16 protein-coding genes and 1 pseudogene are annotated in these 22,285 nt (G+C 56.6%); 12 read left to right on the top strand and 5 right to left on the bottom strand.

Annotation, left to right across the window (positions count from 1 at the left end):
- Nucleotides 1-62: 62 nt before the first annotated feature.
- From RHM59_RS02850 to RHM59_RS02860, 3 genes are all read right to left on the bottom strand, one after another.
- Nucleotides 63-1,994, bottom strand: a complete 1,932-nt coding sequence (locus tag RHM59_RS02850; RefSeq protein ID WP_322164739.1) for an LTA synthase family protein — start codon at nucleotides 1,992-1,994, stop codon at nucleotides 63-65.
- A gap of 352 nt (nucleotides 1,995-2,346) precedes the next feature.
- Nucleotides 2,347-3,708: a sensor histidine kinase gene (locus RHM59_RS02855; RefSeq protein ID WP_322164737.1), complete on the bottom strand. Its 1,362-nt coding sequence runs from the start codon at nucleotides 3,706-3,708 to the stop codon at nucleotides 2,347-2,349.
- Nucleotides 3,686-4,378 carry a response regulator transcription factor gene (locus tag RHM59_RS02860; protein ID WP_322164735.1) on the bottom strand — a complete coding sequence of 231 codons (693 nt, stop codon included), beginning with the start codon at nucleotides 4,376-4,378 and terminating at the stop codon, nucleotides 3,686-3,688. The genes RHM59_RS02855 and RHM59_RS02860 overlap by 23 nt, the downstream gene beginning before the upstream one ends.
- Nucleotides 4,379-4,520: 142 nt before the next feature.
- Here RHM59_RS02860 and RHM59_RS02865 point away from each other — a divergent pair, with 142 nt between their 5' ends.
- From RHM59_RS02865 to RHM59_RS02895, 7 genes are all read left to right on the top strand, one after another.
- Nucleotides 4,521-5,204, top strand: coding sequence for a response regulator transcription factor (locus RHM59_RS02865; RefSeq protein WP_322285904.1), 684 nt, complete (start codon nucleotides 4,521-4,523; stop codon nucleotides 5,202-5,204).
- 429 nt (nucleotides 5,205-5,633) lie between these two features.
- Nucleotides 5,634-6,971: an efflux transporter outer membrane subunit gene (locus RHM59_RS02870; protein WP_322285905.1), complete on the top strand. Its 1,338-nt coding sequence runs from the start codon at nucleotides 5,634-5,636 to the stop codon at nucleotides 6,969-6,971.
- Entirely contained in the window at nucleotides 6,968-8,155 is a 1,188-nt protein-coding gene (locus RHM59_RS02875; protein ID WP_322285906.1) for an efflux RND transporter periplasmic adaptor subunit, read from the top strand. The genes RHM59_RS02870 and RHM59_RS02875 overlap by 4 nt, the downstream gene beginning before the upstream one ends.
- On the top strand, nucleotides 8,152-11,232 hold the full coding sequence (locus RHM59_RS02880; RefSeq protein ID WP_322285907.1) for an efflux RND transporter permease subunit: 3,081 nt from the start codon (nucleotides 8,152-8,154) through the stop codon (nucleotides 11,230-11,232). The genes RHM59_RS02875 and RHM59_RS02880 overlap by 4 nt, the downstream gene beginning before the upstream one ends.
- Nucleotides 11,233-11,376: 144 nt before the next feature.
- On the top strand, nucleotides 11,377-12,051 hold the full coding sequence (locus tag RHM59_RS02885; RefSeq protein ID WP_322164730.1) for a response regulator transcription factor: 675 nt from the start codon (nucleotides 11,377-11,379) through the stop codon (nucleotides 12,049-12,051).
- A gap of 132 nt (nucleotides 12,052-12,183) precedes the next feature.
- Entirely contained in the window at nucleotides 12,184-12,885 is a 702-nt protein-coding gene (locus RHM59_RS02890) for a class I SAM-dependent methyltransferase (RefSeq protein WP_322285908.1), read from the top strand.
- Between the two features lie 132 nt (nucleotides 12,886-13,017).
- A complete protein-coding gene (locus RHM59_RS02895) occupies nucleotides 13,018-13,869 on the top strand; it encodes an oxidoreductase (RefSeq protein WP_322164726.1) in 852 nt (283 codons plus the stop codon).
- Nucleotides 13,870-14,820: 951 nt separating this feature from the next.
- Here RHM59_RS02895 and RHM59_RS02900 read toward each other — a convergent pair.
- Both RHM59_RS02900 and RHM59_RS02905 read right to left on the bottom strand, forming a co-directional pair.
- The gene (locus RHM59_RS02900; RefSeq protein ID WP_322164724.1) at nucleotides 14,821-15,972 is read right to left on the bottom strand and encodes a murein transglycosylase A; all 1,152 of its coding nucleotides are present in this window, start codon (nucleotides 15,970-15,972) and stop codon (nucleotides 14,821-14,823) included.
- Between the two features lie 115 nt (nucleotides 15,973-16,087).
- Nucleotides 16,088-16,717 (bottom strand): glutathione S-transferase, encoded by a 630-nt coding sequence (locus tag RHM59_RS02905; RefSeq protein WP_322164723.1) that lies wholly within the window; start codon nucleotides 16,715-16,717, stop codon nucleotides 16,088-16,090.
- A gap of 385 nt (nucleotides 16,718-17,102) precedes the next feature.
- Here RHM59_RS02905 and kdgD point away from each other — a divergent pair.
- The 5 genes and pseudogenes from kdgD (at nucleotide 17,103) to RHM59_RS02930 (ending at nucleotide 22,053) form a co-directional block, all read left to right on the top strand.
- A pseudogene (gene kdgD / locus RHM59_RS02910) lies at nucleotides 17,103-18,009 on the top strand (5-dehydro-4-deoxyglucarate dehydratase).
- Nucleotides 18,010-18,088: 79 nt separating this feature from the next.
- The gene (locus RHM59_RS02915; RefSeq protein ID WP_322164722.1) at nucleotides 18,089-19,408 is read left to right on the top strand and encodes an MFS transporter; all 1,320 of its coding nucleotides are present in this window, start codon (nucleotides 18,089-18,091) and stop codon (nucleotides 19,406-19,408) included.
- Between the two features lie 119 nt (nucleotides 19,409-19,527).
- Nucleotides 19,528-20,220, top strand: a complete 693-nt coding sequence (locus RHM59_RS02920) for a fumarylacetoacetate hydrolase family protein (RefSeq protein WP_322164720.1) — start codon at nucleotides 19,528-19,530, stop codon at nucleotides 20,218-20,220.
- Nucleotides 20,221-20,239: 19 nt separating this feature from the next.
- Complete coding sequence (locus RHM59_RS02925; RefSeq protein ID WP_322164719.1) at nucleotides 20,240-21,004, top strand: SDR family oxidoreductase; 765 nt, start codon at nucleotides 20,240-20,242, stop codon at nucleotides 21,002-21,004.
- A gap of 86 nt (nucleotides 21,005-21,090) precedes the next feature.
- Complete coding sequence (locus RHM59_RS02930; protein WP_322164718.1) at nucleotides 21,091-22,053, top strand: 2-hydroxyacid dehydrogenase; 963 nt, start codon at nucleotides 21,091-21,093, stop codon at nucleotides 22,051-22,053.
- Nucleotides 22,054-22,285: the final 232 nt, after the last annotated feature.

Consider the following 22,285-nt stretch of genomic DNA (forward strand, 5'->3'; position numbering starts at 1 on the left):
TGCAGACAAGATGAAAAAAAGCCGACGCCACGGGTTTATTAGTGGCGTCGGCATTCTAGGTATTACTGAGCGGTGTTACCGGGTACCCAGTTCAGCAAACGCTGCTTGTAGTCGTAGCTGGCGCCCTGGTAATAGCTGATGGCGCGAATAATCAATGGGTCGGTGTCGTTAACCCGTGACTCACGGCTCTCACCCAGTGCCTGGTCATGACGGCGCAGCAATTTTTGCGGGCTGAGAATGGCCAGGTTGGTGCCGTCGAACAACCCCAAGTGCTGATAGTTACCCACCAGTACGCGAGGGGGCAGCGGATTGTCCTGTAACAAGTTACGGCCAAAAAACGTTGACTGATAACTCTGGTTTAACAGTCCAAGCAGCGTCGGAGCCAAGTCGATCTGGCTCGCCAGTTGGGATGACTCCCGCGCTTCAATCAGGGTCGGCGCATAGATAAACAACGGAATTTGATAGTTGGTAATCGGCAAGTCTTCTCGGCCTGCGCTCCCCGCCGTGTGGTCGGCCACAAACACAAAGATCGTGTTGCTGAACCAAGGTTTCTGTCGTGCGTCGTTGAGGAATTTACCGATGGCCCAATCCGTGTACTTCACCGAACCGTTGCGGCCATCACCCGATTTAATGTCGATCCGACCTTCGGGGTAGGTGTAAGGACGGTGGTTTGAAGTGGTCATCAATTGTAAGAAAAACGGTGTGTGTTTGGCGAAGACGGCATCCGCCTCATTCAGTGATTGCTGGAAAAGATCTTCGTCGGCAATGCCCCAGGCATTTTTGAAGTGGATGTCTGCTTCCTTGATGCTGCTCTGGTCAACAATGCGATAACCGTTGCCGCTAAAAAAAGCGTTCATATTGTCGAAGTAACCACGGCCTCCATACATGAACACGCTGTCGTATCCCACGGCGTTCAATTGTTGGCCCAGGCTACCGTAACCACTTTCACGACCAATACGCTTGACGATTGAGCGCCCCGGCGTCGGCGGAATCGACAAGGTGATGGCCTCCAACCCGCGATCCGTGCGAGTGCCGGTGGCGTAGAAGTTGTTGAAGTAAAGGCTGTGCTTGCGCAGTTCGTCGAGATTGGGGGTCAAGTTGTGTGGGTCGCCGTTGCTGCCCATGTACTTGGCGCTAAGGCTTTCGATGGTGACCAAGATAATGTTTGGGGTCCGGGGTGTGCCGGGGTTCGCAATGTTGCGACGAACGTCCTGCGGGTCTTTGCCGACGAACGTGGCATTGGGCTCGGCCAATTCCGCACGCAATTGATGGGCGACTTCTTCGTTCGGCAGGCTGGCAAAGAACTGCTTGTAATCGAGTTCGTTATTCCTGAACGCCGCGAAGAACTGAAACGGTCCGTTAGTGCCCAACTCATGCTGGTACGCGTTGCCACCTTCTCCCCGTGGGGTTTCTTGATCGATGAACTGCATGTCCAGCCCGGCGAGTACCAGCAATACGGCAAAGCTGATCAGTCGCAGCCGTGCTTTGGGCAAGGGCGCATTTACCGCAGACTTGACCGGCTTGTACAGCACAACACTCAGGCCGATGGCGGCCACGGCCAAAATGCCCAGCAAGGCTCCAATAGGGTAAGACTCAAGGATGTTGTTCAGTACTTCTTTGGAATAGACCAGATAGTCCACGGCGATGAAGTTGAAGCGCACGCCGAACTCATCCCAGAACAACCATTCAGCGACGGACACAAACAGCATGATGAAAATACTGACCGTCATGACCCCGTGCAAAAACCAACGGTGGCCGCGCGTGCGCCAAAGGGCTGGCGGGCAGAACAGCACGTAGAAGGCCAAGGGCAATGCGGCGTATATCAGGAACGCTATGTCATAAATAGCGCCGATCCCGAAAATGGACAAAAACCCATGGCCTGCTTCGTGTAAATGCGTGGCCAAGAGCACAGCGCGGGTGATTAAAAAAATCGCGAACCAGGTACCGGTCAATAAAAGTAGATAGCGAACGGGCGCTGTTTGAGGAGCACGCATTATTATTTCCTTACGCATGGCGTTGATGGTGTGCAACGTCAGGGGTGTTTCGAATAAGCAATTCGAAGGGGACGTTTTATGGGTGCAGCGTCAGCTTGATGTAATTCGATGACATAAAAAGGGTGGTGCGGAGTGGATAGAAATCAGCCTAACGATTTCTTGCGAACGTCCATCGTCAATCAACAAGCCATTTGGCCCAGTAAATTGTCAGGAGATACTCGGACTAGAGCCTTCACGCGGAATATGCGAATGAAAAAGACAGCCCAGCTATTAATCGTGCGCGCAACTATCCCTTAGTCTTTGTCAAAAATATGTAGAGAGCAAGTGAAAAAAACGGCGTGAGCGAAACGCGTTAACGACTGGCGCTCCTCAATACGATCTGACACCCCGGTTCAGCGTCACACACTTCCAAGGTCATATCGTGCAGGCGGGCCACGGCCGCCACCATGCTCAGCCCCAAACCATTGCCCGGCGTATGTCGGCTGGATTCAGAACGGTACAACCGTCGAAAAACGGCTTCGCGTTCGATTTCCGGAATGCCGGGACCGTTGTCGCTGACCATCAAGCACGGACCGTCCGCGCCACCGGCCACCGTGACCCGAATGCGGCTGTTGTCCGGTGAAAACTTGATGGCGTTGTCCAACAAATTACACGCCGCATCGAACAGCAGTTGCGCGTCCCCCGCCAGAATCGCAGGCGTCGGCGCGGGCTCGAAGGTCAGGGTCATGCCACGCTCTTCGGCCAAAGGCTCAAAGAACTCGGCTGCATCAGCACCGATGCGGTTTAGATCGACCTCGGCGAAACTACTGCGGCGTGCGCTGTCTTCAATTTCAGAAATTCGCAGCAACGCGCGGAAGGTCAGCAGCAAGCCTCGAGCCTCGTTAAGTGCCGAGTCCACGGTCAGGGCGTAATCTTCTTCCAGCAGGCCGCGTCGTTGTGCGCGTTCCAGGCCCGCAATCAGCCGGGTCAGGGGCGTGCGCAGGTCATGGGCGATGTCATCGCAGACACCCTTGACCTCGCTCATGAGTCGTTCAAGTTCGTCCAGCATGCCGTTGACCACATTGGCCAGACGGTCGATGTCGTCGCGATTGCCCCGTGTCGGCAAGCGTCGGCTGAGGTCGCCTTCAACGATCTGTTTGATCGAGGTGCTCAAGGTGTCGAGCCTGCGTCGGGCCAAATACCCCAGTCCTATTGAGCCGATCAAACCCACCACCAGTAACAGGCAGCCACCGGACACCAGCGCATTGACCAGCAACTCGTCGAACTCATGAATGTCATGCATGTCCTGAGCGACCAGCAACGTATTGCCGTCGTCCAGTTTGTGCACCATGAAGCGGATGGGGCGCGTGCGGCCGTTGGGATTTTCCCAGCGAAATTCGTCAGGCTGGTCGTAGGCTTTGAACGCGGGCAGTGTGTCGATGGGGCCAACGATGAGCTTGCCATGCTCATCGAACAGCGAGTGGGGGAGCCGCCCGTCAACGTCCTGCAGGTCGTGTTTGCGGATTTCCTGCTCGCGCAATTCGGGTGTCTGGTGACTGCGATTATCAACCTGACGTTGCAGGGCAGTGTCCGCTTCGGCCTTGAGATAAACCGCTGTTTGCCAATAGATATAGCCAAACAGCGCGAGGAACGAAAAGCCGAATAAGCCGAGGAACATCAGCCCAGTGCGAAAGCTGATGGTGCGTGGGATTTCACTCAGGTGAACGGAGAACATAGCCGGCTCCACGTACGGTGTGAATCATCGGGTCTTCGCCCTCGCCATCGACTTTGCGACGCAAACGACCGATGTGCACTTCGATGACATTGGTGCGTTCGTCGTAACTGTAATTCCACACCGCCTCGAACAGCATGGTGCGGGTGATGACCTGGCCGGCGTGACGCATCAGGTGTTCAAGCAACGCATACTCGCGCGGCAGCAGGTCGATGGTTCGCTCGCCACGCCGTACGGTGCGGGCTAACAGGTCGACGTCAAGCTGACCGACCTTCAACCGGCTTTCCCGTTCCTGGCTTGGCGGCGAGACCCGACGGCGGATCAGCGCATCGAGGCGCGCGGTGAGTTCGATGAACTCGAAAGGCTTGGTCAGGTAATCATCGCCGCCCGCCCGCAACCCTCTCACACGTTCATCGAGCGCGCTCAAGGCGCTCAAGATCAACACCGGTGTGGCAATGCCAGCGGCGCGCAAGGCGGTTAGCACGCCCAGCCCATCCACCGCGCCAGGCAACATTCGGTCCAGCACAATGATGTCGAAATCGCCGCTAAACGCGTTCATTAGTCCGTCACGACCGTTGTCAACGCAGGTCACCTCGAAACCGTGGTCTTGCAGCGCGGCTTTGATTTCATTGGCAGTGGGCGCGTCATCCTCGACGATGAGTACGTGGGTCATGGGGCGATGCCGTCCTCGATGAATGAGAGCCAAGGACCGGGTACAGTCCTCGTCAGTGGTGGCATAGTGTGCCAATGCGCAGTGAACGGGAAGTTCGCGCCAACATGAACAAAAGTTTAGCTGCAGTTCCATCGAGGTTATTTTGCGGATACTGGTAATTGAGGATGACGCCCGCACCGCCGCGTATTTGGTGCGGGGTTTGAACGAGAGTGGGCACGTTGCCGATGCCGCCGACGAAGGGCACAGCGGCTTGGCCATGGCGCTCGAAGGTATTTATGACGCCTTGATCGTTGATCGGCGTCTGCCAGGCATGGATGGTTTGGTGCTGGTGCGCACGTTACGTGATCGGGGTCTGCGTACACCGATTTTGATGCTCAGCGCGCTGGCCTCGACGCAACACCGGGTCGAAGGTTTGTGTGCCGGATGCGACGATTACGTGACCAAGCCTTACGCCTTCGTTGAGGTGTTGGCGCGGCTTGACGCGTTGCTGCGAACGGCTGATCAGCCTGCCGGGAACTCACAAGTCGTGTCCGTTGGCGAGGTGCAACTTGACTGCGCCATACGCTCGGTGACGCGAAAGGGGCGGGTGGTGGTTCTGCAACACCGGGAGTCATTGATACTGGCCAAACTCATGCGCCATGCTGGCCAAGTTGTGACCCGTGACATGCTGTTGGAAAGTGCTTGGGACTACGCGTTTGACCCCAATGACAACGTTATCGATAAACATATTCACCGCCTGCGTCGCAAGCTGGACGAAGGCTTCGACCGCTCCCTGATTCGGACAGTGGCGGGGGCGGGGTATGTGTTTGAGTCGAGTGATGAGTGAGCACATCAAACACCGCATAACCGTTGAATGAACGATACCTAAATTGTATGAGCGCGCTTGCCCGCGATTCCGCGCGAAGCGCTCCCAACAGGTCGCCCCCTGTTCCAACGGGAAGAACTGAGCTGCCTGTTTTTACGACTGTTGCGCAGCTGATAGCTGGCAAGCGCGCTTCTAAGGATGTCCTGTGTTTTCTGCGCGGCCACTAGCCTCCCAGGCTTATTAAACAATTGTTTAAGTCCAGAGGACCGCAGTGACAGTCGCGGCTGGTTATCTTCCAACCTTTCGTGGGACGTCCCACTGGGTTATGGGAATGGGCAGCACATGTCAGGCGCATCACTACCGTCAAGAGTTGTAAAGCGTTTAGCGCCAGGGCGAGCTTATAGATCACTGGCGTTCGTCGCAGGGCTATTGCTCGCGGGCTGTTCGTTAGTGCCTTCCTACAATCAGCCTGAAGTGCCAGTCGCTCCAGCGTGGGACGGCGCGCAAGGGGTATCGGCAGCGTCAGGTGGCCCTTGGTGGGAAGAGTTTCACAGCGACGAACTCAACGGCTTGGTCGCTAAAGGGCTGGCGGACAATTACACGCTTAAGGCAGCGGTGAGTCGGATCGATGAAGCGCAAGCCTTGGCCCAGGTGACCGGCGCCGCGCAATACCCATTGCTGTCGCTGGGCGGCAGCTTTCAGCGCCAGAACGACTACGGCACCACGCAAAAGCGCAGTGTGTTTGCCGACGCTTCCTACGAGGTGGATTTTTGGGGCAATCAACGCGCCGCCGCCGATTCCTCCACGGCATTGGCCCACGCCAGTGCGTTCGATGCCCAAACGTTGCGCATGACCCTCGGGGCGACCATCGCCAACACCTATTTTCAGGTGTTGTCACTGGATGACCGACTGCGTCTGGCTCAATCGATTGCCGGCGATGCGCAACAGGTGCTTGACCTGGTGAACGTCCAAGCGGCCCAAGGCGCGGTTTCCAACCTGGAAGTTGCGCAGCAGCGTAACGCGCTCCAGACCTTCCAGGCCGCAGTCCCACCGCTGCGCCAACAGAGAGACATGGCGCTGTATCAGCTTGCGGTTTTAGTCGGGGTTGCGCCTCAGGGTTTCAAGGTTAACCAAGAGGGCCTCAACGATTTGGCCGTGCCGATTCCTCGCGCCGGTCTGCCGATCGGGCTGTTGCGTCAGCGCCCAGATATTCAGGCGGCGGAAGCACGCTTGAAATCAGCCAACTTTGATGTCGGCGTCGCACGGGCCGCGTTTTTACCCAACCTATCTCTTGACCTTCAAGGCGGTATCGACACCCTGACCGGCAGCAATATCTGGAGCATGCTCGGCGCCTTGGGCCAGCCGGTGTTTGCTGGCGGACAGCTAAACGGCCAATTGCACTTCGACCAGGCCCACGTCCAGGAATTAACCGCCAGCTATCGCGAGTCGGTGATCGAGGCCCTGCAGGACGTACAAACCCAACTGAGCGCCGCGCACCAACTCGACCAGAGTTACACCTTGAATGCGGCGGCCGTGACCTCCGCCCGTGAGGCCGCACGATTGGCGCAAGTACGCTACCGGCTGGGCTCAACTGATTTTCAAACCTTGCTGATCGTCGAACGCACCCAATACCAAGCCGAAGACACGTTGCTGCAAGTACGACTTCAACACCTGCAAGCTGCGGTTGGCTTGTTCCGGGCATTGGGCGGTGATTTCAGCCCCGCCAGCGTTGCCAGCAACGTCCTGCCATCCACATCTTCTTCCTCTCTTCAGGCCTCCCGCCCATGACTTCGGTGCAACCTGTTTCTTCTCGTCGTCGATTTCGACTCATTGCACTGGTCGTCGCGGTAATTATCGCGGTGCTGGTGCGCCAGTTCTGGCCGGGCCGGGTGCACGTTGCGCCGAGCGTGGCCGCTGATGCGGCGGTTCCGGTCACCCAGCAACAGGTGCAGCAACAAGACTTGCCGATCTGGCTGGATGCCATTGGTAATGTACAGGCGCTCAACACCGTCAACGTACGTGTGCGGGTCGATGGTGAATTGCAGAAGGTGCTGTTCAACGAAGGCCAAATGGTCAAGGCTGGCGACGAACTCGCGAAAATTGACCCACGGGTTTATCAAGCTCAAGTGGCGCAAGCGCAGGCGATGGTCGCCAAAGACCAGGCACAGGTTGCCGATCTGCGTGTCAATCTGGACCGAGCCAGTAAGCTGGCCGCCGCGAAGGCCGGGCCGACTCAGGATGTCGACACGTTCCGTGCACAGCTGGCGGCGCAACAAGCCACGGTTCAGGCCGACCAAGCTGCGCTGGATAACGCCAAATTACAGTTGAGCTTTACCCAAATCACCGCGCCGCTAACCGGCCGCACTGGCCAGCGTTTGCTTGACGTCGGTTCCATCGCTCACGGCGTTGACGCGACCGGGTTGGTCACCATCACTCAGATGAACCCCATTTCGGTGGCGTTCTCGGTAAACCAGGACGTCCTGGCTGAAATTCTCGAAGAAAACGCCCGTCAGCCCTTGCAAGTCGTTGCAATGAGCCGGGATGGCAAGCAGGAAATCGCCACCGGTAAGCTCAGTTTTATCGACAGCCAAGTCGCTGCGGGCAGCGGCCAGATCCAGTTAAAGGCCGAGTTCAGCAACGATAAGTCGCAACTGTGGCCGGGTGAGTTGGTCAGCGCGCGGGTTCTGCTGCACACCCAGCGCGATGCCACGGTGGTGTCCGTTAATGCGGTGCAACAAGGGCAAAAGGGTTCGTTCGTGTACGTGGTCAACGCCGATCAGCGGGTAGAACCGCGCTTGGTGGATGCCTCTTCGGTGGTCGGCGGGCAGCAATGGATTCGCAAAGGCCTGTCGCCGGGTGAAACCGTGGTGGTCCAGGGGCAGTCAAGAATCGCCTCAGGGGTAAAAGTTTCGGCAGTCCAGACTGACGTGACGTCCCTCCAGCCCCCGGTGAATGCGGAGGCCAGTCGATGAACGCGTTAGCCGGTTTGATTCAACGCCGCGTGGGCCTGTGCCTGTTGGCCATTGGGATCATGTTGCTTGGCGGTTACGCCTACTTCCAATTGCCAGTCGCGCCATTGCCAACGGTGGATTTCCCCACTATTCAGGTCACGGCCAAATTATCCGGTGCCAGCGCTGACACCATGGCGACCTCGGTGGCGACACCCCTGGAGCGGGCGTTTTCAGCGGTACCGCAAGTCACCTCGATGACCTCGACCAGCGCCGCTGGCAAAACCCAGATTGTGTTGCAGTTCGACTTGAACCGCGACATCGATGGCGCAGCGCAAGACGTTCAGACGGCGATTAACACTGCCACCCCGAACCTGCCGAAAACCATGACCAGCACCCCGACCTTCAACAAGGTCAACCCAGCTGAGTTCACGGTCTTGTCGTTGGCCCTGACCTCGCCGACCAAAACCCTGCACCAGCTGGATTTGTACGCCGATAACTACCTCGCACAGCAGCTGTCGCAAATGCCTGGCGTGGGGTTGATCGACTTTCATGGCGAACAAAAACCAGCGGTGCGGGTGCAAATCGACCCTGATGCATTGGCAGCTCGCGGTCTGACCTTGGAAGACGTGCGAAGCATCATCGGTGTCAGCACCCTCGACCAACCCAAGGGCAGCCTGGATGGCGAATACCGCTCGATCACGCTGGGTGCAACCGACCAGTTGCTCGATCCCAAAGGCTATCGCGAACAAGTGGTCGCCTATAAAAACGGCGTGCCAATCAAGCTGGGTGACTTGGGTAAGGTCATTGATGGCGCAGAAGACACGCAACAAGCCGCGGCCATTGAAGGCGAGCCGGGCATCATCGTTGACATCCACAAGCAGCCCGGCTTCAACGTCCTGTCGACCATCGCCGCCATCAAAGCCAGACTGCCAGTATTAACGGCGCAGTTGCCCAAAGACGTTAATGTCCAGGTGGTGGGCGACCGCACGCAAACCATCGAAGCCTCGGTCAACGACGTGCAGTTCACGCTGTTACTGTCGATTGCCTTGGTGGTGGTGGTTATTTTTGTATTCCTGCGCAAAGCCACGGCGACCTTGATTCCAACGCTGACCATTCCGCTGTCACTGGTGGCAACGTTTGCGGTGATGTATGTGCTCGGTTACAGCCTCGATAACCTGTCGATCATGGGCTTGGCGATTGCCGTCGGGTTCGTGGTGGATGACGCCATCGTGGTCATGGAAAACATCGTCCGTCACTTGGAAATGGGCAAAACAAAAATACAGGCCGCAGTAGAAGGACTGCGGGAAGTGGGCTTCACGATCGTCTCGATGACCATCTCGCTGATCGCTGTGTTCCTGCCGATTCTGTTGATGGGCGGCATTGTTGGCCGGCTGATGCGTGAGTTCGCAGTAACCGTCAGCGTGGCGATTTTGATGTCGTGCATCGTGTCCTTGACGGTTACGCCGATGCTCTGCGCGTGGCTGCTCAAACACCACGAGGAAGAACCTGAGCCGGGGCGTTTTTCACGGATTTGTGAAAACGCGTTCAACAGCATTCACACTGGCTACAGTCGCAGCCTTGATTGGGTGCTGGCCCACCAGCGACTGACCTTGGCCGTGGCAATGGCGACTTTTCTGGCGACCGCCGCACTGTACGTTTACATCCCCAAAGGCTTTTTTCCGCAACAGGACAATGGCTTGATCCAAGGGATCGCCGAGGCCGCACCGGATATCTCGCCCAAAGCCATGCGTGACCAAGTGGCGCTGCTGTCAGATATCGTCGGTGCTGATCCGGCGGTGGCCAAAGTCTACTTCTGGATTGGCCCCAACCCGACCATCAGCCAGGGCAAGGTGATGATTAACCTCAAGCCATTTGCTCAGCGTACGGCCTCTGCGCAACAAGTGATTGCGCGGTTGCAGCCACAGCTGGACAAGATCCCTGGCATCAAGATGTACATGCAGGCCAACCAAGACATCCAGATCGGCGGTCGAGCCAGCAAAACTCAATACCAATACACCCTGCAAGACCCTGACAGTACCGAGTTGGACCATTGGAGCGGCGTGTTACTGGCCAAACTCAAGACCTTGCCGCAGTTGCAACACGTGACGTCCGACCAGCAACGCGCCACCACCCAGGCAACCTTGGTCATCGACCGCGCTACTGCGTCGCGGATGGGCGTCACTGTGCAAGCCATCGACGACGTGCTGTATGACGCGTTCGGTCAACGCCAGATCGCCACCATGTTCACGGCGCTGGACCAGAATCACGTCATCCTGGAACTCGATCCGAAGTGGCAATTGTCGCTAGAAACCCTAGGCCATTTGTACGTGCGCTCGAGCAGTGGCGCGCTAGTGCCGTTAAGTTTGATGACCAACCTCAAGAATGAATTGGTGCCGATCATCATCAACCACCAGGGCATCTTTCCGGCGATTACCCTGTCGTTCGATTTGGCGCCGGGGCATGCGTTAAGCGAAGCGGTCGATGCAATCCAGAACGCCTCATTGGCGGTGGCGTTGCCGGACAATGTTCGCGGTAGTTTCCAAGGCACGGCCCAAGCGTTTCAGGATTCTCTGAAGTCTCAACCGTGGTTGATTCTCGCGGCCATTTTGACCGTCTACATCGTGTTGGGCGTGCTGTATGAAAGCGCCATCCATCCGCTGACTATCATCTCAACCCTGCCGTCGGCCGGATTTGGCGCGCTGTTGGCGTTGATTATTTGCGGTCAGGACCTGTCGGTGCTGGGGATGATCGGGATTATCTTGTTGATCGGTATCGTCAAGAAGAACGCCATCATGATCGTTGACTTCACCCTGGCGGCGGAAAAGCAGGGAATGTCTCCGGCAGACGCCGTGCGTGAAGGGTGCTTGTTACGATTGCGGCCGATCCTCATGACCTCGTTGGCAGCATTGTTGGGCGCGGTTCCGCTGGCATTGGGGCATGGTGCCGGTTCGGAATTACGCCAGCCGCTGGGCATCGCTATAGTCGGCGGCTTGCTGGTTTCCCAAGTACTGACGCTGTACACCACGCCGGTTGTTTACCTATGGTTTGATCGCTTGCGCACCCGTCGTGCCGTTGCAGCCGAACTCACTGTTGCTTGATAACCGCTGATTTAGAGCGCATGAGCGGCGCGTTACAGCGATTTTATTACTAAAAATAAGGAGAGTTTTGACGTTATTTTCATTAGCCACCCGGAACACTAAGCGTCAAGGTGGCTTGCATAACGAGCAGTGTAGGAAAAAACCATGCGTATTCTGGTAGTCGAAGACCATAAAGATATTTTAGATAGCATCTCCGAGTACATGGTGCTGAAGGGCTGTGAAGTAGTGGGGGCAGCGGACGGCTTGACCGGTCTGCATCTGGCGGCAACAGAGACGTTTGACGCGATTATCCTCGACGTCATGTTGCCGGGGATGGATGGAAATCAGCTGTGTAAGAATCTGCGCGAACATGCGCGATTGGACACGCCGATTTTGATGTTGACCGCCCGGGACGATTTGCCGGATCGCTTGAAAGGGTTCAAATCCGGGGCCGACGATTACATCGTTAAACCCTTTGCGCTGTCAGAATTGTTGGCGCGGATCGAAGCCATCGCACGGCGTAAAAAGGGCCTGCAAAAGCGCATTATCCAGATTCATGATTTGGTCTACGACCTGGATGCGCTTGAGGTCACGCGTGCGGGAAAGCCGTTAAAACTTAACCCGATAAACCTGACGTTATTGGCGGTGCTCATGCTGAAAAGTCCGGCCATCGTGCGTCGGCAGGAATTGGAAGAAGCGGTCTGGGGTACTGATTTACCGGACAGTGACAGCCTGAGAAGTAATATTTATTTATTACGTAAAGTCGTGGATAAGGGTTTTGATATTCCTTTGTTGCATAACTATCATGGGGTCGGATACAGGATTCATACATCTGCTTAGTTTTGCTTAGTTAAGCGTGTTCTTGTCATGTCTTGTAATTGTTGGGCGGATTTAAACGGAATTTTCACAGCGGGGTAACTTCGTTGCGACGCGCCACTGAATAATATTTTGTCATTATTAGTGGAGTAGAAGATGACTAATCCCATCAAGCTCAAGTTTTCCGAGAAATACGATGAAGCCCATGCGCAGCGCTATTTTCTCAAGCATCAGGACGGTTCAGCCCGCCGGCTGTCGCACTGGCGAGATGAACAATTAGCACGCAAAGCCCTGGCGTTAGCGGGTGAGCCAACCACCGTGCTAGACCTTCCCTGCGGGGCGGGCAGGTTTTGGCCGCTGCTGGCAGAGAAAGCCAATCGGGTTATTATTGCGGCGGACAACTCGGCAGCAATGTTGCAGACCGCGTGTGAATCCCAGTCGCCTGCGGTCGTAAAGCGCGTGCGAACGTTGCAAACCTCAGCCTTCGATATCGAATTGCCTGAGAACGCGGTGGACTGCATTTTTTGCATGCGCTTGCTACACCACATTGGTGACCCTAACCATAGAGTGTCGTTACTTAAGCAGTTGAACCGTGTTACCCGTGACACGGTGATTATCTCGTTGTGGGTCGACGGCAACTTCAAGGCGTGGAAGCGCAAGCGCCAAGAGCAACTGCGTCTGGTGGATGGAAAGCAAAGCGGCTATCAAAACCGCTTCGTAATTCCAGTGAAAACAGCAGAAGCCGAGTTCGTTCAAGCCGGCTTCGAAATTGAGAAACGCCTGGATTTTCTACCGCTGTACGCGATGTGGCGGGTATACGTGCTGCGCAAGAAATTTGATGTGCCGCGCGAATTTTGAGGGAACTTGTGGGGGGGAGCTGCGATCAAGCTCTACTTACGGTGTCGACGCACGTCACGGTCTCCGAAGCACGTCTGTAAATGCCCGGTGTTCTGTTTTGTGTGCCGCGCAAATCCCAAAGGAACCCGATAGATGATGACTCAAGATAAACCCGTATGGCTGATCACTGGCTGCTCTACAGGCTTTGGTCGCGAACTGGCGAAGTTGGTGTTGGCACGTGGCTGGCGTGCGGTGGTGACCGCCCGTGATCCGTCAACGCTCGCCGATATTGTCAAAGGCCATGAAGACTCCTCACTGGCGCTGGCGCTCGACGTTACTAATCCTCAGCAAATCCACGACGCTGTAAGTCAAGCTAATGCGCGTTTTGGCCGTATCGATGCGTTGGTCAACAACGCCGGTTATGGTTACTTGGCGGCGATTGAAGAGGGCGAAGACGACGCAGTGCGGGCCATGTTCGAAGCCAATGTGTTTGGCTTGGTCGACATGACAAAAGCGGTGTTGCCGACCCTGCGTAAGCAACGCAGTGGGATCATCATCAACGTATCCTCCATCGGCGGCCTTGCCAGCTTTGGCGCCACTGGTTACTACCACGGTACCAAATACGCGGTTGAGGGTATTTCCGAGTCGCTGGCGATTGAAGTCAAACCGTTGGGAATCGATGTATTGATCGTCGAGCCAGGCCCATTCCGCACCAATTGGGCTGGTCCATCGATCAAAGCGTCGGCTACGGTGATTGATGATTACGACGCCACCGCCGGCGAACGTCGCCGCCAGACCTCCCAACGCAGTGGCAACCAAGCAGGTGATCCGGTACGCGCCGCCCAAGCGATCATCGACGCTGCCAGCTCGAAAAATCCGCCACTGCGCTTGCTCCTGGGCAAAGCTGCGCTGGAATTGGCCCGCAAGAAAATCGAATCGTTACGTCATGATTTCGATACGTGGGAAAGCACCACGCTAGGTGCGGATTTTCCAGAAGGGCAGTAACAGGAACGGGCAATCAGCACGGTCTTTCTGTGGGAGCCAACTTGTTGATGTCGACCCGAAACCTGGGGCGCCTGCACTGACGCTTTCGTTGGCAAGCCAACTCCCACGGGGTGATTTGGGTCCGCACGAACTCAGTGATGGCATCGCAGAACCGAATCTGTGGGAGCAGGCTTGCCTGCGAAGAGGCCGGTAATCGCGCCGCTGATGTTGACCCGAAACCTACGGCGCCTGCACTGACGCTTTCGTTGGCAAGCCAACTCCCACGGGGTGATTCGGGTCCGCACGAGCTCAGCGATGGCATAGCAGAACCGAATCTGTGGGAGCAGGCTTGCCTGCGAAGAGGCTGGCAATCGCGCCGCTGATGTGGACCTGAAACCTGGGTCGCTTGCAGTGACGCTTTCGTTGGCAAGCCAACTCCCACGGGGTGATTTGGGTCCGCACGAGCTCAGCGATGGCATTGCAGAGCCGAATCTGTGGGAGCAGGCTTGCCTGCGAAGAGGCCAGCAATCGCGCCGCTGATGTTGACCCGAAACCTGGGGCGCCTGCACTGACGCTTTCGTTGGCAAGCCAACTCCCACGGGGTGATTTGGGTCCGCACGAACTCAGCGATGGCATTGCAGAACCGAATCTGTGGGAGCAGGCTTGCCTGCGAAGAGGCCAGCAATCGCGCCGCTGATGTTGACCCGAAACCTACGGCGCCTGCATTGACGCTTTAGTTGGCAAGCCAACTCCCACGGGGTGATTTGGGTCCGCACGAACTCAGCGATGGCATTGTAGAACCGAATCTGTGGGAGCAGGCTTGCCTGCGAAGAGGCCTGTAATTGCACCGCTGATGTTGACTTGAAACCTGGGGCGCCTGCATTGACGTTTTCGTTGGCAAGCCAACTCACACAGACCTAGGCAGACCTAGAATAGTAAGCATTAAACCTTCGCCTTAGCCTTGCGCAGCCCTCACTGAACCGTCGGCATCGCCGTATCTTTAGGCCACAACAACCAGATTTGCCCCGACTGTTTCATGTTCCCCGCCAGTTCGCCAGCTTCCACACCGGTACCGGTGAATAGGTCCGCGCGAACTTCGCCGGCAATTGCACCACCGGTATCCTGTGCGGCGACTGGACGGACGATGGCCCCGCCGTTTGGGCGGGTGGTGGAGAGCCATAGCAAGCTGCCCAGCGGAATGACCTTGCGATCAATCGCCACGCTGTAACCCGCCGTCAGTGGCACGTTGAGCGAACCGCGTGGGCCTTCGTTGCTTTCTGGGCGGATACCGAAGAACACATAACTTGGATTGCTCGCCAATAACTCCGGAACCTGATCCGGGTTGGCCGTTGCCCAATCGCGAATTCGGCTCATGCTCAATTCTTCTTTCTTGAGCTGATCATGATCGACCAACCAGCGTCCAACGGGTCTGTAGGGATGACCATTCTGGTCGGCATAGCCAATGCGCACCTGTTTCCCACTGTCTAACTGGATGCGGCCAGAACCCTGGATTTGCAGAAATTGCAGGTCCATCGGGTTGCTTAGCCATGCGAGTACCGGAGCGTTTGCGCCTTGGCGGCCAATGGTAGCGGCATCGTCATAGGGCTTGAGCGTGCGACCCTCAAGCCGGCCACGCAGGCGTTTGCCTTTGAGTTCGGGGTAGATGCTATCCAACGCGACCACCACCAAGTCATCCGGCACGCCATACACCGGGACAGTGGTCGTATCGCTGCGCTCAAGGCTGCCTTTGTAGATGGGCTCGAAATAACCGGTGATCAATCCCTTGGCGCCTTTGTCTGCCGAGCGCAGGCTATACACCTGCAGGTTTGACTTAAGAAATTCACGAATCGCCGGGGCGTTTGGTTGGACTTGAGCGGCAGCGCTGCAGGTGGTTTTCCAGATTTTATCGTTGGCCATCCGAGTGCACGCGGAATACCAGGTGTTGAAGCCTGCGAGGAGGTCTTCATCGCTGGTCACCGGCAGGTCCTCCCACTTGACGCTGACGTAGGTGGTCACAGTCGGCGGCGTGGCCTTGGGCACGCCGTTGTCGCAGGCGGCCAGAAGGGCGAAGAGTGGCGCGACGCAAAACAAAAACCGGCGCCAGCGGCAGAAAAAATCAATCACACGATGCGTTCCTGGTGAAATTCGAGGGCATTAGCTTGGGGAATCCGGTCACCCACGTCAAATCCGGGGCGCCGGAACTCATGTTGCAGTGACTCAGCGGTTATTCAGCGACTGCTCAATGCCGCGCAAAAATGTATTCGCCGCCTTTCTCCAGCGCCGCTTGATAGGCAGGGCGTGCTTGGGTGCGGTCTACCCACGCGGCGAGGTGAGGGTAAGCGCCCAGTTTGCCGAACTGTTTGGCGACATCGCCGATGAAGCTCAATTGGATGTCCGCGCCGGTCAGCTCATCGCCGAGCAGGTAGTCGGAATGGCTCAACGCCTCGTCGATATAGCTCAAGTAGTTGGTCACTTCCGAATCAATCCGAGGATGCAGCGCATTGCCGGCTTCCCCTAAACGAGCGACGTACAAGTTCAGCATCAACGGCAACATGGCCGAGCCTTCGGCGAAGTGCAGCCATTGCACGTACTCGTCATACGCCGACGTGGACGGGTCTGGTTGCAGCTGCCCGTGGCCGTGGCGTCGAATCAGGTAGTCAACGATTGCCCCGGATTCGATCAGGACATTGGAACCGTCTTCGATGACCGGCGACTTGCCCAGCCGGTTAATCGCTTTGAGCTCAGGCGGTGCGAGATTTGTCGTTGGGTCGCGCTGATAGCACTTGAGTTCGTAGGGGATGGCCAGCTCTTCCAATAGCCAAAGGATCCGCTGTGAGCGCGAGTTGTTCAGGTGATGGACGATGATCATGGGAATTCCTGTGTAAGGGCAGTTTCAGTCACCAAGGGTCAGACCTACGGTGGGAGGGGTTGTTCAGTTTTAGGTATGGACGCAGCACCCAGCCGCCTTAAGTACGTAGATCCCTGTACCCATTATCGTTAAGCGTATTTCCGGTCATCAGATGTCCTATGACTGCTCGCAGTTACCGTTTGCATGAGCTCTAAATCATATATAGTTGATTATTAACGATTAGCCGCTCTTATTTGCCACATTGGCGAGCGATTGGATGCAGCCATGATTCCATCCTTATGAGTGAGTCAGCAAAAAATATGGCTTGTATTAATAGAGATGTACGATAACGTACGTCGTGTCTGAGCGTGCATCACCACAACAACCATAAGAAAGTGATTTTAAAATGACCCCACAAGAACTCAAAGCTACAGTTTCGTCCGGTCTGCTCTCATTTCCTGTTACCGATTTCAACGCTCAGGGCGACTTCCACAAGGCCGGCTACATCAAGCGCCTTGAATGGCTCGCCCCGTACGGCGCTACCGCATTGTTCGCTGCCGGCGGCACCGGTGAGTTTTTCTCCCTCGCCGCCAGCGAATATTCCGAAGTCATCAAGACTGCGGTCGATACCTGCGCTAATAGCGTGCCGATTCTGGCCGGTGTCGGTGGCTCGACCCGCCAAGCCATCGAATACGCACAAGAAGCCGAGCGCCTGGGCGCCAAAGGCATCTTGCTGTTGCCGCACTACTTGACCGAAGCCAGCCAGGACGGCGTTGCCGCCCACGTTGAAGCCGTGTGCAAGTCGGTCAAGATCGGCGTGATCGTTTACAACCGTAACGTCTGCCGCCTGACCGCTCCGCTGCTGGAACGTCTGGCCGAACCTGATCGGCTACAAAGACGGCCTGGGCGACATCGAACTGATGGTCTCCATTCGTCATCGCCTTGGCGATCGCTTCAGCTACCTGGGCGGCCTGCCGACTGCCGAAGTCTACGCCGCTGCTTATAAAGCGCTGGGCGTTCCGGTGTATTCGTCGGCGGTGTTCAACTTCCTGCCAAAAATGGCCATGGACTTCTACCACGCCATTGCCCGTGACGATCACGCCACTGTTGGCAAGCTGATCGACGACTTCTTCCTGCCGTACCTGGACATCCGTAACCGCAAATCGGGTTACGCGGTCAGCATCGTTAAAGCCGGCGCAAAAATCGCTGGTTACGACGCAGGCCCAGTCCGCACGCCACTGACTGATCTCACCGCAGAAGAGTTTGAAATGCTCGCTGCATTGATGGCCAAGCAGGGTCCGCAGTCGCTTTAACCGTTGTTGCTCGACTCAGTTGGATCGCAAAAGCAGTCGCTGTTCCTGTTTGGTTTATAAAAATAATGAGGGCCTCTCGATGACTACTAACGCTGCGCAAGCCATACCTGCCGAGGTGGCCACCCGGTTACCGACACGGCGTCGCTACTTCATGCTTTTCTTGTTGTTGATCGCGACGATTATCAACTATGCGGACCGGGTCAATATCTCCATCGCCGCACCGTTCATGGCCAAAGACCTTGGGCTGGACAAGTTTGAGATGGGATTGATCTTCTCGGCGTTCGCTTGGACTTATGCGTTTGCGTTAGTACCGGCAGGTTTCATTTCAGACCGCTTCGGCTCACGGCTGACCTATGGTATTTCACTGATCACCTGGTCAATCGCTACCGTGGCACAGGGTGCCGCAGGTGGTTTCGCCTCATTGTTCGGGCTTCGGTTGGGCGTGGGTGCATTAGAAGCCCCGGCGTTCCCAGCAAACACTCGGGCAGTAGCCATTTGGTTCCCCATTCGTGAGCGCGGTTTGGCCAGCAGCATCTATGTCAGCGGACAGTACTTGGGCACAGCGTTGTTTACCGGCGGCCTGTTGTGGCTGGCGACGACCTACAGCTGGCGCTACATCTTCTTCACTACCGGCATTGTGGGTGTGATTTTCGGTATCGCTTGGATGTACCTGTACCGCGATCCTTTGACCTGCAAGAAAGTCAGCAAGGAAGAATTGCAGTACATCGAAGACGGTGGTGGTCTGGTCAAAAGTAGCCAGGAGCGCACTAAGTTCAACTGGCGCCAAGTGGCCGAATTGTTCCGCTATCGGCAGATCTGGGCGATTTGCATCGGCAAGTTTGCCAGCACGTCGGCCTTGTACTTCTTTTTGACGTGGTTCCCTACCTATCTGATTGAAGAGCGTCACCTGACCATGATCAAAGTCGGCATCTTCGCCGTGCTGCCGTTCATTGGCGCAACCGTCGGTGTGTTGTTGGCAGGGCTGGTGTCAGACGTCTTGATCCGTCGCGGCCACACCATGTCGTTTGCTCGCAAGTTACCGTTGGTAGTGGGGTCGATGCTTGGGATGTCCATCGTGTTGGTTAACTTCACTGACTCCAACGTGCTGTGTATCGCGATCTTGACCATCGCTTTCTTCGCTCAAGGTATTGCTTCCGCTTCATGGGCAGCAGTCGCGGAAATCGCACCGAAGGAATTGATCGGCTTGACCGGCGGTGTCACCAGCCTTGCGGCAAACATTGGCGGCATCATCACCCCTATCGTGATTGGCGCGATCTTGAACGTCACTCACTCCTTTACATTGGCCTTCTATTTCATTGGTGCGGTGGCCTTGATGGGCGCGTTGTCCTACTCACTGTTGCTGGGCAAGTTGCACCGCATCGTTCTGGTTGCGCGTTAATACACACCCGCAGGTTGTGTGTTTTGTCCAAATAATGCGCAGTTTCGTCCTGTTGAACAGGACGACGCTGCGTACACTGGTTGCCGGGTAAGTCGTCAAGTCGTTGAGCAAGGATCTGTATGAGCCACTATGTTTTCCCCCCGTCGTCCCAGCCAAGTTTGCCCGTAGTCGGTGACACCAAACGCTTTGCGGTGGCCAGGGTCTTTTGTCTCGGCCGTAACTACTGGTGGCCTGATGCATCGACTGAAACAGCACCAGAGCGTGAACTGCCGTTTTTCTTCATGAAGCCGTCTCAGGCTGTTATCGATGCACAAGGTGAGCTGGATTATCCGTCGTTGACCGGGGAGTTTTGCCCTGAGATCGAGCTGGTAATCGCTATCGGCAAGTCGGGTAAAGATATCGCTATCGCCGATGCCCTCGACCATGTGTGGGGTTACGGCGCCGGGTTGGATTTGACGCGGCGTGACTTACAAATGGTCGCGAAACAGCAGGGCAGGCCGTGGGAAGGTTCCAAGGCGTTCGACGGCTCCGCGCCGATAAGCGCTATTGTGCCGGTGAGCACCATCGGCCACCCGAGCCAAGGCGCGGTATGGCTGAAGGTCAATGATGTTGACCGCCAACGGTCAGACCTGGCGAATCAGATATGGTCGGTGGCCGAGGTGATCAGTCACATCTCTCGCTCCGTCCAGCTCAACCCCGGCGACTTGATCATGACCGGCACTCCACCTGGCGTGGAAGGCATCCAGCGCGGTGACACCGTGACCGCAGGCATTGACGGTATCGGCCATCTGTCGGTATCGATCAAACACTAATTTGAAGAAGGAAATAACAATGTCCAACACGTCCACTTTGAAAGTTGCACTGGTAACGGGCGCAGGCAGCGGCATCGGTCGCGCTGTTGCTCAAGCACTGTTGGCTGATGGTTTCAGTGTGGTCCTGGCGGGTCGTCGCCAAGAACCGCTGGACGAATTGGTCGAGATTGCCAAAGCCGCGGGCCAAAGCGCCATTGGGGTCTCTACCGACGTTCGTGACCCTGCCAGCGTTGACGCGCTGTTTGCAAAAATCGAAGCGGTTTACGGTCGCCTGGACGTTGCCTTCAACAACGCCGGCATTAACGCGCCGGCTATTCCAGTGGACGAGCTTGACGTCGACCTGTGGCTGAACGTGATCAACACCAACGTCACCGGCGTGTTCCTTTGCGCTCGCGGCGCGTTCGGTTTGATGAGAAAGCAAAGCCCACAGGGCGGTCGCATCATTAACAACGGCTCTATTTCTGCCCATACGCCGCGTCCTTTCACCGGGCCTTACACCGCCAGCAAGCACGCGGTGCTGGGTTTGACCAAAGCTTTGGCGCTGGATGGCCGCGAATACAACATCGCGTGCAGCCAGATCGACATCGGTAACGCGTTGACCGACCTGTCGGTGCGCATGACCAAAGGTGTTCGTCAGGCTAACGGGCAAACAGCAATCGAACCGATGGTTGATGTCAAACACATCGCTGACGCCGTGCGCTACATTGCGGCTTTGCCGCTGTCAGCCAACGTGCTGAACATGACTGTGATGGCAACCAACATGCCGTTCGTTGGCCGGGGCTAATAGTCTTGCGTATTCCCTCGGGTTGATGGCGGTTTCGATAACCGTTGTCGGCCCGGCGACCCTTTTAACGCCATGAGTCGAATCCCATGAAACCCGAAATTTTGCAGTTGAGTCCTGTGTTGATCCCGTCGATCAACGAAAAGTTGAATGAGCTGTTTACGATTCGTCCGTACTTTCAGCAGGCTCAGGCCGATAAAGAAGCCTTTTTGCAAGAACACGCGGCCAATATTCGCGGCGTTATTTCCGGTGGTCATACCGGGATTACCCGGGCAATGATGGAGCGTTTGCCAGCGCTGGAAGTGGTGGCGGTCAATGGCGTCGGCACTGATGCCGTGGACATGGCCTACGCCCGGGAACGGGGTATTCACGTCACTGCAACCATCGGCGCATTGACCGATGACGTGGCTGACTTGGCGATTGGCCTGCTGATCGCGGTCTGTCGTGGGATCAACACCGGCGACCGTTATGTACGTGACGGCAAGTGGGGCAAGAGCGCCACGCCGTTGGTGCCATTGCCTTTGGCTCGCCAATTCAGCGGCATGCACGTCGGCATCGTCGGTATGGGCCGGGTAGGGCGTGCAGTCGCAGCCCGTGCCGCAGCGTTCAACTGCAATATCAGCTACACCGATCTCCAGACCATCAGCGACGTGCCTTATGATTTTGTCGACAACCTCGCCGAATTGGCCAAGCAGTGCGATGCGCTGATCGTTGCGGCAGCTGCGGATAAAGTAGAAGGCATCATTAACGCTGAAGTGCTCAACGCACTGGGCAAAGACGGCTACCTGATCAACGTCGCCCGTGGCAAATTGGTCAACGAAACCGACCTGGTTGCTGCGCTGACCGAAGGCCGTATCGCCGGTGCCGGTCTGGATGTGTTCGTCGACGAGCCGCATGTGCCTGAAGCGCTGTGGAGCATGGAAAACGTCGTGCTGCAGCCGCACCGTGCCAGCGCAACGGTTGAGACACGCACCCGCATGGGCGAAATCGTCGTGGTCAGTCTGGAGCAGAACTTCCGTGGCGAACGACCGGCTTATAGCTTGACGACTTGAGGGTGATGTAAGCGACGGCGCCTCGCCAACAAGTGGGCGAAGGTGCTCCGGACTGTTCGCAGGGACCGAATTTATTCATGCCCTGGTCCGTCAACGCGTTGCCGCAGCAAACACCGGACTATTGTAGGAGCCGTAGATACTGTGGGAGCAGGCTTGCCTGCGAAGAGGCCGGTAGTCGCGCCGCTGATGTTGACCTGAAACATAGAATCTCCCACAGAGACGGACACGGAAT

The organism is Pseudomonas sp. MH10, assembly GCF_034353045.1.
In the GTDB taxonomy this organism is placed as follows: domain Bacteria; phylum Pseudomonadota; class Gammaproteobacteria; order Pseudomonadales; family Pseudomonadaceae; genus Aquipseudomonas.

Coding starts and splice junctions, on each gene's coding strand:
- RHM59_RS02930 (WP_322164718.1), top strand. CDS start 21,091: ATGAAACCCGAAATTTTGCAGTTGAGTCCTGTGTTGATCCCGTCGATC.
- RHM59_RS02905 (WP_322164723.1), bottom strand. CDS start 16,717: ATGATCATCGTCCATCACCTGAACAACTCGCGCTCACAGCGGATCCTT.
- RHM59_RS02915 (WP_322164722.1), top strand. CDS start 18,089: ATGACTACTAACGCTGCGCAAGCCATACCTGCCGAGGTGGCCACCCGG.
- RHM59_RS02895 (WP_322164726.1), top strand. CDS start 13,018: ATGATGACTCAAGATAAACCCGTATGGCTGATCACTGGCTGCTCTACA.
- RHM59_RS02890 (WP_322285908.1), top strand. CDS start 12,184: ATGACTAATCCCATCAAGCTCAAGTTTTCCGAGAAATACGATGAAGCC.
- RHM59_RS02885 (WP_322164730.1), top strand. CDS start 11,377: ATGCGTATTCTGGTAGTCGAAGACCATAAAGATATTTTAGATAGCATC.
- RHM59_RS02850 (WP_322164739.1), bottom strand. CDS start 1,994: ATGCGTGCTCCTCAAACAGCGCCCGTTCGCTATCTACTTTTATTGACC.
- RHM59_RS02860 (WP_322164735.1), bottom strand. CDS start 4,378: ATGACCCACGTACTCATCGTCGAGGATGACGCGCCCACTGCCAATGAA.
- RHM59_RS02855 (WP_322164737.1), bottom strand. CDS start 3,708: ATGTTCTCCGTTCACCTGAGTGAAATCCCACGCACCATCAGCTTTCGC.
- RHM59_RS02925 (WP_322164719.1), top strand. CDS start 20,240: ATGTCCAACACGTCCACTTTGAAAGTTGCACTGGTAACGGGCGCAGGC.
- RHM59_RS02920 (WP_322164720.1), top strand. CDS start 19,528: ATGAGCCACTATGTTTTCCCCCCGTCGTCCCAGCCAAGTTTGCCCGTA.
- RHM59_RS02880 (WP_322285907.1), top strand. CDS start 8,152: ATGAACGCGTTAGCCGGTTTGATTCAACGCCGCGTGGGCCTGTGCCTG.
- RHM59_RS02875 (WP_322285906.1), top strand. CDS start 6,968: ATGACTTCGGTGCAACCTGTTTCTTCTCGTCGTCGATTTCGACTCATT.